This is a genomic window from Methylibium sp. T29-B, from assembly GCF_000576225.1.
GTDB lineage: Bacteria > Pseudomonadota > Gammaproteobacteria > Burkholderiales > Burkholderiaceae_C > Methylibium > Methylibium petroleiphilum.
On sequence record NZ_AZSN01000124.1, the window covers coordinates 1 to 11129 of the forward strand.

The 11129-nt window shown below is 67.1% G+C and carries 16 protein-coding genes; 14 read left to right on the forward strand and 2 right to left on the reverse strand.

From position 1 onward, the window contains the following. Window positions 1-116 precede the first annotated feature (116 nt). Window positions 117-1208 (reverse strand): type II asparaginase, encoded by a 1092-nt coding sequence (locus Y694_RS16280; protein WP_036234364.1) that lies wholly within the window; start codon window positions 1206-1208, stop codon window positions 117-119. 184 nt (window positions 1209-1392) lie between these two features. On the opposite strand from Y694_RS16280, the gene galE reads away from it, so the two are divergent. Beyond that, window positions 1393-2400, forward strand: a complete 1008-nt coding sequence (galE, locus tag Y694_RS16285) for a UDP-glucose 4-epimerase GalE (protein WP_036234365.1) — start codon at window positions 1393-1395, stop codon at window positions 2398-2400. 106 nt (window positions 2401-2506) lie between these two features. Next, on the forward strand, window positions 2507-3361 hold the full coding sequence (locus tag Y694_RS16290; protein ID WP_036234368.1) for a DMT family transporter: 855 nt from the start codon (window positions 2507-2509) through the stop codon (window positions 3359-3361). 21 nt (window positions 3362-3382) lie between these two features. Here Y694_RS16290 and dusA read toward each other — a convergent pair whose 3' ends face one another. After that, entirely contained in the window at window positions 3383-4339 is a 957-nt protein-coding gene (gene dusA / locus Y694_RS16295; RefSeq protein WP_036234371.1) for a tRNA dihydrouridine(20/20a) synthase DusA, read from the reverse strand. Between the two features lie 184 nt (window positions 4340-4523). On the opposite strand from dusA, the gene Y694_RS16300 reads away from it, so the two are divergent. The 12 genes from Y694_RS16300 (at window position 4524) to Y694_RS16345 (ending at window position 10851) form a co-directional block, all read left to right on the forward strand. After that, window positions 4524-5615: a site-specific integrase gene (locus Y694_RS16300; RefSeq protein WP_051495841.1), complete on the forward strand. Its 1092-nt coding sequence runs from the start codon at window positions 4524-4526 to the stop codon at window positions 5613-5615. 73 nt (window positions 5616-5688) lie between these two features. Further along, the gene (locus Y694_RS16305) at window positions 5689-5964 is read left to right on the forward strand and encodes a hypothetical protein (RefSeq protein WP_152543569.1); all 276 of its coding nucleotides are present in this window, start codon (window positions 5689-5691) and stop codon (window positions 5962-5964) included. Continuing rightward, complete coding sequence (locus Y694_RS24385) at window positions 5957-6358, forward strand: hypothetical protein (protein WP_152543568.1); 402 nt, start codon at window positions 5957-5959, stop codon at window positions 6356-6358. The genes Y694_RS16305 and Y694_RS24385 overlap by 8 nt, the downstream gene beginning before the upstream one ends. Window positions 6359-6441: 83 nt before the next feature. Continuing rightward, window positions 6442-6879: a hypothetical protein gene (locus Y694_RS24390; protein ID WP_152543567.1), complete on the forward strand. Its 438-nt coding sequence runs from the start codon at window positions 6442-6444 to the stop codon at window positions 6877-6879. Between the two features lie 92 nt (window positions 6880-6971). Beyond that, a complete protein-coding gene (locus Y694_RS16310; protein ID WP_036234377.1) occupies window positions 6972-7226 on the forward strand; it encodes a hypothetical protein in 255 nt (84 codons plus the stop codon). Next, window positions 7223-7492: a hypothetical protein gene (locus tag Y694_RS16315; protein ID WP_036234381.1), complete on the forward strand. Its 270-nt coding sequence runs from the start codon at window positions 7223-7225 to the stop codon at window positions 7490-7492. The genes Y694_RS16310 and Y694_RS16315 overlap by 4 nt, the downstream gene beginning before the upstream one ends. Then, on the forward strand, window positions 7489-7905 hold the full coding sequence (locus Y694_RS16320) for a hypothetical protein (protein ID WP_036234383.1): 417 nt from the start codon (window positions 7489-7491) through the stop codon (window positions 7903-7905). Before Y694_RS16315 ends, Y694_RS16320 begins: the two co-directional genes overlap by 4 nt. Next, window positions 7902-8918 carry an AAA family ATPase gene (locus tag Y694_RS16325; protein WP_036249841.1) on the forward strand — a complete coding sequence of 339 codons (1017 nt, stop codon included), beginning with the start codon at window positions 7902-7904 and terminating at the stop codon, window positions 8916-8918. Before Y694_RS16320 ends, Y694_RS16325 begins: the two co-directional genes overlap by 4 nt. Window positions 8919-9031: 113 nt before the next feature. Then, window positions 9032-9265, forward strand: coding sequence for a hypothetical protein (locus tag Y694_RS16330; RefSeq protein WP_036234387.1), 234 nt, complete (start codon window positions 9032-9034; stop codon window positions 9263-9265). A 13-nt stretch (window positions 9266-9278) separates the two neighbouring features. After that, window positions 9279-9845, forward strand: coding sequence for a hypothetical protein (locus Y694_RS16335; protein WP_036234388.1), 567 nt, complete (start codon window positions 9279-9281; stop codon window positions 9843-9845). 11 nt (window positions 9846-9856) lie between these two features. After that, on the forward strand, window positions 9857-10393 hold the full coding sequence (locus Y694_RS16340) for a hypothetical protein (RefSeq protein WP_036234390.1): 537 nt from the start codon (window positions 9857-9859) through the stop codon (window positions 10391-10393). An 8-nt stretch (window positions 10394-10401) separates the two neighbouring features. After that, the gene (locus tag Y694_RS16345) at window positions 10402-10851 is read left to right on the forward strand and encodes a hypothetical protein (RefSeq protein ID WP_036234392.1); all 450 of its coding nucleotides are present in this window, start codon (window positions 10402-10404) and stop codon (window positions 10849-10851) included. Window positions 10852-11129: the final 278 nt, after the last annotated feature.

Here is an 11129-nt window from a genome sequence, read left to right on the forward strand (position 1 = left end):
CCTGCCGCTCGCCGCCTTGCTCCGGCGCGCCGACGCCCTGGCCAGCCGCATGGTCGCCGGATCGCCAGCCGCCGGGGCGGCCTGAGCTGCGGCGCCGCAGACCGTTGGCGGGCTCCTCAGTACTCCCAGAAGATCCGCTGCAGATCCTGCGAGCTCACGCCGCGCGTCAGCGCGACCGCGGCCAGGATCTTGGCCTTCTGCGGGTTCAGATCGTGCGCGACGACCCAGTCGTACTTGTCGTCGGGCTGCTCGGCATTGCGGATCACGAAGCCGTCGGCCACGCGCGAGGAGCGGATGACCTGCACGCCCTGGGCGCGCACGCTCCTGAGCTTCTCTACCGCGTAGTTCGGCACCGAGCCGTTGCCGGTGCCGGCATTGACCACCGCCTTGGCGCCCGAGCGCAGCGCCGCGTCGTACAGCTCCGTCGTCATGTTGCCGTAGCCGTAGACGATGGCCACCTCGGGCAGCGTCTCGATGCTCTCGATGTCGAACTCGCTGTTCACGGTGTGGCGCTTGGCCGGCAGGCGGAACCAGAAGGTCTTGCCCTCCACCGACATGCCGAGCGGCCCCCACTGGCTGCCGAAGGCGCTGGTCTTGATGTTGATGCGCTTGGCGACGTCACGGCCCGAATGGATCTCGTCGCTCATCGCCACCAGCACACCCTTGCCGCGCGAGGTCGGGTCGGCCGCGACCACCACCGCGTTGTAGAGGTTGAGCATGCCGTCGGCCGACATCGCCGTGCCGGGCCGCATCGAGCCCACCACGACCACCGGCTTGTCGCTGCGGATCACCAGTTTGAGGAAGAAGGCCGTCTCTTCCAGCGTGTCGGTGCCGTGGGTGATGACGATGCCGTTCACCGCCGGGTCGCGCACCAGTTGCGAGACCCGCTTGCCGAGCTGCACCAGCTTCTCGTTGGTGAAGCTCTCCGAGGCGATCTGGAACACCTGCTCGCCGCGCACCTGGGCCACGTCGGCCAGCTCGGGTACGCCGGCGATCAGCTTGTCGACCGGTACCTTGGCCGCCTGGTAGGACGCGCTGTTGGTGGCGGCCGCGCCCGCGCCGGCGATCGTGCCCCCGGTGGCGAGCACCACCACCTGCGGCTTGGCCACCGCGACCTGCGCGTGGACGGACGGCGCGCCGAGACCGATCCATGCGACCACGGCCAGCGCGCGTAGCGCCGTGCCGAGCTGGAAAAAGCGTTCGTTCATGGGGCTCCCCTGAGGCAACAAGACCACCCGGAATGGGTGGAGGCCGAACCTGGGAGCAAGTGCCATGCCCCAAGGCTGACTTTTGCCACATTGACACAATCGACGGCCCGGCACAATGCCCCGTTGCCTTTCGCTGCGGTTGGTCTGTCGCGATGGGCCCTCGACGTTCGACAGGGAGCAGCAATTGATACTCGTGACCGGCGGCACAGGCTTCATCGGCTCGCACACCAGCGTGGCGCTGGCGAATGCGGGCCATGATTTCGTCATCCTCGACAACCTCGTCAACAGCCAGCGCGACGTGCTCGACCGCCTGGCGCCGCTGTGCGGCAAGCGGCCCGCTTTCGTGGAGGGCGACGTGCGCGATGCCGCCACCCTGGACCGCGTGTTCGCGCAGTACCCGATCCGTGCGGTGATCCACTTCGCGGCGCTGAAGGCGGTGGGCGAGTCGGTACAGAAGCCGCTGGCCTACTACGAGAACAACATCACCGGCACCCTGCGGCTGCTGGAGGCGATGCGCCGCGCCGCGGTGCACACGCTGGTGTTCTCGTCCTCCGCCACCGTCTACGGCGACCCGGCGTCGGTACCGATCCGCGAGGACTTCCCGCTGTCGGCCACCAACCCCTACGGCTGGACCAAGCTGATGGTCGAGCAGATCCTCGCCGACCTGTCGAAATCCGAGCCGCAGTGGCGCATCGCGCGGCTGCGCTACTTCAACCCGGTCGGCGCCCACGAGAGCGGCCAGATCGGCGAAGACCCCTCGGGCATCCCGAACAACCTGATGCCCTACGTCGCCCAGGTGGCCGTGGGCCAGCGGCCGCAGCTGCAGGTGTTCGGCGGCGACTACCCGACGCCCGACGGCACCGGCGTGCGCGACTACATCCACGTGATGGACCTCGCCGAGGGCCACGTCGCCGCCCTCGACAGCCTGGCCCGCGAACCCGGCCTGTTGACGGTGAACCTGGGTACCGGCCTGGGCGTCTCGGTGCTGGACATGGTGGCCGCCTTCGAGAAGGCCAGCGGCCGCCCGGTGCCCTACCGCATCGTCGATCGCCGGCCCGGCGACGTGGCGGCCTGCTGGGCCGACCCGGCGCTCGCGCTGCAACGGCTGGGCTGGCGCACCCGCCGCGACCTCGACCAGATGTGCGCCGACGCCTGGCGCTGGCAGAGCAACCGGGCGGCGTGGTCGGCGTGAGGCCGGCTGCGCACGCCTCCTGCTGCGCGTGAGCCTCGGGCGGCCCACCCCCACGAGTGCTGCCCACCGCGCGCCGTGGTGGGCGTATGCCAGCCTCGGCGCCAGCATGGCGCTGGTCGGCAGCTATGTCGGCCTGTCGAAGCTGCTGGTCGCGGTGTTCCCGGTTCTGCTGCTGGCCTGGCTGCGCTTTGGCATCGCGGCCATCGCGATGGTGCACTGGGTGCATCGGACCGCCGACGAGCCGCGGCTGAGCCGACGCGACCGCTGGCTGCTGTTCCTCGAGGCCTTCTTCGGCAACTTCCTGTTTTCGGTGTGCATGCTGTTCGGCGTGGCTTTGAGTTCGGCGCTGGCGGCCGGCGTGATCATGGCCGCGCTGCCGGCCGTGGTGGCCCTGCTGTCGTGGGTCGGACTGCGAGAGCGCATTGCGCCACGCGTGCTGGGCGGCATCGGCTGCGCGGTGGCCGGGATCGCGCTGGTTTCACTGGCCCAGGCCGGGCCCGACGGCGGCGGGAGTTCACTGCTCGGCAACGCGCTGCTGCTCGGTGCCGTGTTCTGCGAGGCGCTCTACGTGGTGATCGGCAAGCAGCTCACCGGCCAGGTGAGCGCACGCCGCATCAGCGCGCTGGTGAACCTGTGGGGCCTGGCACTGGTGACGCCGTTCGGCCTATGGCAAGCGTGGCAGTTCGACTTCTCGGCGGTGCGCGGCGGCGTCTGGGTGCTGCTGCTGTTCTACGCACTCGCAGCCAGCATGGCGACGGTGTGGCTGTGGATGACGGGCCTGAAACACGTGCCGGCGTCGTCGGCTGGCGTGTTCACGGTGCTGCTGCCGATCAGCGCCGCCGCCATTGGCGTTCTGCTGCTGGGCGAGCACGTCAGCGGCATCCAGCTCGGCGCCTTCGCCCTGGCGCTGGCCGGGGTGGTACTGGCAACCTGGCCGGTGCAGCGGAACGCCGCGTACTGAACTGAAAGGCCTGCGGCGCCGTCAAGCCGCCGCCGCGACCTCGTCCACCGTCGGCCGGCGGCGCGCCAGCGCCGACACCACCTCCGGCGGCTCGTTCTTGAGCCGATGATCCGACCAGACCTGCCGCCAGCGCCGGGCGCCGGACATACCGTTCCACAGGCCGAGCATGTGGCGCGATACGCGCGACCAGGGCTCGCCCTGCAGCCGCTGAAGCTCCATGTAGCGCACCATCGCCGCCTCGATGTCGGCACGGTCTCGCTCGAGTGGCGCGTCGCCGAAGAAGCGCACATCCCAATCAGCCATCAGCCAGGGATGGTGGTAGGCCTCACGCCCGAGCATCACGCCATCGACCTGCGCCAGGTGCGTGGCGATCTCGTCGTGGGTCTTGACGCCGCCGTTCAGCACGATCGTCAAGGCCGGGAAATCGCGCTTGAGGCGGTAGACCCACTCGTGGCGCAGCGGTGGCAGTTCGCGGTTCTCCTTCGGGCTGAGGCCCTTGAGCCAGGCATTGCGTGCGTGGACGATGAACACCTCGCAGCCGGCCGCTGCCACGGTGCCGATGAAATCGCGCACGAACCCGTAGCTCTCGGTTCGGTCAATGCCGATGCGGTGCTTCACGGTCACCGGGATGCCCACCGCGTCACGCATCGCCTTCACGCCGTCTGCCACCAGGTCGGGCTCGGCCATCAGGCAGGCGCCGAAGGCGCCACGTTGCACACGCTCGCTGGGACAGCCGCAATTGAGGTTGATCTCGTCGTAGCCCCAGCGCTCGCCGAGCTTCGCGCAGGCGGCCAGATCCTCCGGCTCGCTGCCGCCCAGCTGCAGCGCCACCGGGTGCTCCTCGGGGCCGAAGTCCAGATGCCTCGGCACATCGCCGTGCAACAGGGCTCCGGTGGTGACCATCTCGGTATAGAGCCGGGTGTGGCGCGAGAGCAGGCGATGGAAGTGACGGCAATGTCGATCGGTCCAGTCCATCATCGGGGCAACACTTAGTCGCCACGGTGAAAAGCCATGTTTTTCCTGATGTTCCACGTAATCAGTCACTAACATAAATGGTACGTGTGCAGAACTTAGTGCACACGAGGCGCACACGAAGGGGTCAAGAGGTGTAGATTTAGGGCTCGATAGGACACACACGAAGTGCACACGGAGCCCTGCACACATGCCCACATTCTCCCAGCTACCCTCAGGCAAATGGCGCGCGCAGGTCAGGCGCGGCGGCGTCTACCGGGCGGCGACCTTCCCGACGAAGCGCGAGGCCAAGGACTGGGCCTCAGGCGTCGAGTCGCAGGCGCACCACATCGCGGCAGGCGGCTTCGCGCCTGTCCCCAAGGGGGCGACGGTCGGCGACCTGATCGACAAGTACGTCGAGATGACGAACCAGTCGCCCGGCAAGACTAAGGAGGCGACCCTGGCGATGCTGAAGCTGCAGCTCGGCAAGGTGCGCCTGGCATCCCTCAACGCGGTGACCCTGCGCGACTTCATAGACCGGCGCATCGAAGCCGGCGCCGGCGGCGTCACGATCGCGGGCGACCTGTCGTTCCTGTCGGCCGTGCTGAAGTGGGCGCGGCACGCGCGGCACCTTGACGTGCCGGAGCGCCTGGCGCTGGAGGCGCGCGAGAGCCTGAAGCACCGCGGCCTGACGACCCGCAGCCGCGAGCGTGACCGCGAGCCCACGGACGACGAGCTGGCGCGCCTCTACGCCCACTGGCAGGGCAACCCGCGCCAGCGCATCGACATGGTGACACTGTGCCGCTTCGCGCTGGCCACCGCGATGCGTCAGGACGAGATCTGCCGCCTGCAGGTGGAGGATGTCGACCGCGAGGGCCGCACCGTCGTGATCCGCGACCGCAAGGATCCGCGCAACAAGAGCGGGAACGATCAGACTGTGCCGCTGCTCGCCGCAGCCTGGGCGATCGTCGAGCCGATGATCGAGGACCGCACCGAGGGCGCCATCTTCGGCGTGCGCGCGGCCTCGGTGTCAACAGCCTTCACGCGCGCCTGCCAGGCGCTGGAGCCGCCGATCATCGATCTGCACTTCCACGACCTGCGGCACAGGGCGACCGCGGATCTGTTCCGCATGGGCCTCGACATCCCGCGCGTCGCGCTGCTCACCGGGCACAAGACCTGGGCGATGTTGCGCCGCTACACCGACATCAAGCCGGCCGACGTGCATGCCGCACTGAAGCCTGCAGAGAAACCGCCCCGCCCTCCCCGGCGTGGCGACAAGGTGCTGCCCTTCAAGGCGGCATGACAAAGCGGCCGAACCGGGTGCTTGAGACCACCCGGCCGGCCTCACCACAACCCACCTACTAGAGAGGTGTTTCATGTCCACCCAAGAGACTAACAGCGTCGGATCGACCGATCCTCGCGTGGCGGCGATTCTTCGAGAGATCGCATCGCTCGCGCACACGGCCTCGGAAACGATGGAATCGGCCGAGCTGAGTGCAGAGGCGTCAGCGGGGCTGCAGCTCATGCTTCAGATCGGCTATCTGGCCGACAGCGGCATCAAGATCACCGGGGGAGTTCAGCAATGCGGCGGCGCCGCTGACTGGTTCGCCCCCTTCCTCAACGAAGGCGAAGTGGAGGCCCTCAATGACTGACCCCACCTCGTTTATGGCCGGCGTCGCGCTGATGGACGAGATGTTGCGCGAGGCAGAACGGCAGGCCGCAGCGGAAGTAGCCGGAGAGGATGTATCTGGGGGCTTCTGGATTGAAGCGGATATACGCGGAGGAGTGGATCTGAACATCTACCTCCGCCCATTGGTCGCCGAACTGATATCTCGACCAGAACTGATCGAAGGATTCTCGGCGGCGCTTGGTGATTACCTTGGAACACTTTGCGCTGGGCTCGTCCCGGCAAACGGCGATGCGTACACAAACCTGAGTTACGACGACATCATGGTGTTCGTTCCACCACCGGAGGAAGAGCCGGTATCGAATGTGATCCCCATTCGACCGGCGTCTAGCGCCGCTGCGGAAATCCGGCATAGCTGAGTGTGGCAACTAGGCGCCGCGGCCGGCCTTCGAACGCGAGCAACCCTCGCGTCGCAGCGGCAGATATCGCGATCGCGAAGACGATGCACACCCTGTTGATGTGGGGCTTCCCGAGAAAGTGTCCCCCCAACCACAGCGGCGGCGGCTATGCGGACATGGCCGTCGCCGCCAGTGCTCGCAAGCTGCTAGGCCGAGGCGACGCCCATGGCCTGGCGCTGTCGGGGGAGCGTATCTGCCAGATCTACGCGAAGTGCATGCCAGAAATTCGCGCACGCGAACGCGATTGCATCTGGAAGAGCCCATCGAGATACCTTGTTGATGGGCGGCGTCAAAGCATGCCGATTGCAAGTCGAGGGAAGTCGCTTGCCGAGCTGGCCGACTTGCTCATACGAAACGAGGGCGAATGGGTGGAACCAGAACCGGAAGGATCTGACTTGATCTTTCATCATGACTTGCCGCTCACCGCTGCCGAGCATCGAAAGTGGCTGGCCACCCCCCGGCTGCGCTTGAAAAGTGGGTAGAAAAATGGCGTAGCCCGATCGCGCCGCCGATCCTCTCCCTCTATGCACCCTCCGATGTCCGGATGGTGCAAAGACCACGAGAGAGGATCAAGATGCAAGCACCCGAAGTCGAGTCCCCTGCCCGGCTGACTGCGCTGGTTGATCGGCTGGATTGCCTGACCGAGCAAGACCTCCAGCTCCTCTGCGATGTCAAGGACGGCACCGAGGAGTCCTGGCGCAAGCGCGGCAACGGACCGCCCTACGTCCGCGCCGGCAACCGATACCTCTACCCGCGTGACGGCGTAGCCCAGTGGCTCGCCGCCCGTGTGCGTGAGCGCAACGCCGTTCCTGCGGGGAGCATGCTGTGAGCGGGAACACCGAGCTGCAAGAGCTGACTGCCATGTATCGGGAGCAGTTCGCCATCATCAGCGCCGTCGATCCGGCGCAGGCGACAGTCGAGCGCGTCAAGGAGCTAGCGCGCCGGCAAGCCCTTGCCGCGCGCAAGGGGTTCGTTCTGGAGCGGTTGGCAGACGACACTTACCTTGGCGCACAGCTTGAATGGGGGATGCACGCCATCCTGCCGAACGAGCGCGCCGTCGACGAATGGCTCACGAGGATCGGAGCCGCTGAGTGAGCGTCGACGCGCTTCTCTCCCGGCTGGACGACCCGAAGCCGAACGGGCCCGACCGCTGGCGCTGCGCCTGTCCGGTGTGCGGTGGCCGAAATCGGTCGACGCTCTCGATCGGCGTGGGCGACACCGGTGCGGTGCTGCTGAAGTGCTGGAAGGAGGGTTGTGGCCCCGAGCAGATCGCGAACGCGGTCGGCCTGGAGCTGGAAGACCTGTTCCCGCCGCGCGATAGCTCGGGCCCGCCGCTGAAACGCCGCCGTCTCATCACCGCGACTCAGGCGCTCGACGTGCTCGACAGTGAAACCGCCTTGGTTCTACTGAGTGCGTCCGACATGGCGAAAGGCGAGCTCGTGGACTTCGAACGGCTGCTCACCGCGGCAGCGCGCATCGCGTTGATTCGAGACGAGGTGCGAGCATGAAGTCACCCGCCGCAACGCTCGAAGCGCTTGATGCTCAGGTGGAATCCCATGGCGGGCGGCGTGCCGTTGTGCAGCGCGAGCGCCGTCGCGCGGAGGCGTCGCTGGTGTCGAACGCCCCCCGCATCATGGATGCCGCCGCGCTGATGGAGACGGCGCCGGAGCCGGTGCGTTACGTCATTCCCGGCTGGCTCCCCGACGGGCTCACGCTGCTGGTCGCGAATCCCAAGATCGGCAAGTCGACTTTGATCCTGCAGGTGGCGGTGGCGCTGGCAGGTGGCGGTGAATTCTGGGGCTCCAGGGTTCCGCGCGGCAAGGCGCTGATGATCGACCTGGAGACGAACGAGCGCCGCCTCCGCCGCAAGCTCGAACAGGCCGGGATCACGGCGCTGGAGCCTGGCGCGCTGCTGTACGCCACGGACTGGCCCCGGGGGCTGCTCGGCGTGGACGCCATCGCCAACGCGGTCGAAGCCGACCCGCAGATCCGACTTGTCGTGATCGACACGCTGCAGCGCTTCCGCGATGCTGGTGGCGGCAAGCAGAACGCCTACGCAGCCGACTATGAGGCGCTGGCGCCCCTACAGCAGCTGTGCCGGGACCGACCCGGGCTGTCTATCGTCTGCGTGCACCACAAGCGCAAGGCAGCCACCGACGATCCCGTCGACAGCATCAACGGCTCCGCCGCAATCGCTGGCGCCGCCGATGGGATCTGGATCCTCAGCCGCAAGGGCATCGGCGAATTCACCCTGCACGTTCACGGCCGAGACTGGGAGCGCGAGGAAGACGAGTTCAGGCTGGAGCGCTCTGACGGATCGTGGCAACTGGTCGACGGTCCGACCTACAGCGACGCAGACGCGCAGGTGCTGAAGCATCTGGACATCGGCGGGGGCATGACGCCCACCCAGCTGGGCGCAGCACTCACGGTCTCCAAGCAGGCAGCGCACCAGCGGCTGCGCCGTATGGCCCAGGCCGGGCTGGTCAGCTGTAAGGAAGGGGTCTGGTATGCAGGCTCCTAACTCTTTCTTTACTGCATTGACAGTATTGACGAGCGTTGACGCCTTGACGGCGTTGACGAGCCTTGACCGTCAAGTCTGTCAACGCGTCAACGTGGTGTGTGCGGGAGGTGGCGATGAGCGCTGAAGCCGCCTTGACCCGCTCGTGGAAGGTCGGCAGCCGCACGTGCGTGCTGTCCATCCCGAAGCCCGGCCCCGGCGCCGTGGTCTCCGCGGTGATCGAGTGGCTGCCCGATCTGCCGCATCGGCTGAACGACTCAGAACAGCGCCAGTACCTCACCGGCCGCAATGCCGCCCTCCAAGACCTGTCTCACGAGCTGGGCATCCGCACGGCCGTGATCGACCTTTGACCGAAAGGACTCCATGAACACCACCACCCAATTCCAAACCCGCCTCGAAGAACTCCGGGACGCCCGCTTCGTCGCTGCCCGGGACTTCGAAGACGTGACCGCGGCCGGCGACGACAGCGAGGCTGCCTGGCAGAAGCTCCAGACCCTTGATGCCGAGATCACCCGCACGCAGGCCAGCCTGGCCGCCGCCCAGCGCCATGAAGAGGCGGCGACCGATCGCAAGACCCGGGACGCCCGGGAGAAGGCCGAGGCGAAGGCGAAGGCTGCGCACGAGCACGCGATGCAGGCCGCCCTGAAGTTCGAGGAAGCCATGGAACGTGCCGCGGTGCTGCACGGCGAAGTCCTGGCCGCATTCGAGGAAGCCCACCGCCTGCAGATCGGCAACACCCCCGCCGGCAGCACGCTCGGCGCCCCGGCCGTCATCGCCCGCATCGAGGGCCGCTTCCGCCAGACCGTCGCACGCCAGCAGCGCCGCGGTCCCAACGGCAAGCCCATGCCGGGCGGGCCCTCCATCGAATCCCTCGCGTCCTTCTTGGGCGTCAAGCGTTCCGGCGGCTTCCTCAGCCGGTTTGGTCTTTAAAGGAGAGACACATGAGTACCTGGGCACTCTGCGGCGCGATCGACCGCGCCCTCAACGTCACCTTGGGTGAGGACGACTTCCACGGCGTCTGGGGCGGACCTTCCATCGGAGGCAAGGAAGCAGCCGTCATCGTGAACACGGACCAGATCCACACCAGGCTGGAGCTGGTGACGCTGCTCACCGCGATGAAAGCCCGCATCGCCGAGCGATCGGCACCGTTCCTGGACTATCCGGCCGGGCTCGCCTGGGAAGGGTTCTGGACCCGCAATCTCAACGGCCTGACGATCGGCCGGCGTATGACCAACGAGCGCCAGGAAGTCAGCAACACCTACATGTTCGCCGGAAACCGCGAGACCGATCCCCGCACCGTGGCGCGCAGCCCCGTCGTCGGTCCGTGCTCCACCGCGTGCAGCGTGATCTTCGATGTCGACAAGCTCCTCGACCGAAACCAGATGCTCGACGGCATCAGCGTCGTGGTCGACGGACTCATCGACTACATCAACGAAGACCCGGACGCCCCGCTCGCCGACCTCTTCGTCTACCACTGAGGGAAGACATGGAAGCACCGCTGACCCCCGAGAGCGCACAGGCCGAACGTGCGTCCCTGGTGAGTGACAAGGCCTTCACCGCCGCCGCCATGAACCCTCAGGGCAAAGAGTGGGCGAGGCTCACGGAGCTGAACCACGTGATCGCTGGCGCCGACGAGCCCGACGCTTCGCAGCCCGAGAACCCGCCGGCATTCGAAGCTCCACGGTCCCCGGACGAATACCAGCTGTCCGCCGAATGGGCCAAGGAGCACGGCATGGAGATGGGCGAGTCCCAGAAGGCGGATCTTCGTCAGAGTCTGCACGCTGCCGGCGTCGATGCCGACCTGGCCGAGGCCGCCCACATGGTTGCCCTCGATGCTGCGTTCTACGTCCGCACCGACGCGGAGGCCGTGCACGAGACCGCCAAGGCCGAGCAGCAGCTCCGGGGCATCTGGGGGGCCTCCTACGAGGGGTTCTAAGCCGGAACCGCCGAAAATTCCGTCAGCCGATCAACGTGGCTTGTCCCGCGCCCGGTCGATGGGGTAGACCCAACAGTCGTGTCACTAGCCGCCATTTCGATCACGGCAATGCCAGCCGGACGTCACGTCCAGATTGTTCCGGTCTGGATGAGGCCGACTGACGTCTCGGATGACGGGTGGCATACAACTGCTGTGAGTCCTGCAGGGGGCAGCTGCCTGACCGGACGGCGAGCATCAGCCATCTCATGTATTAGTCATGTCAGCTTTGACACTGCGCA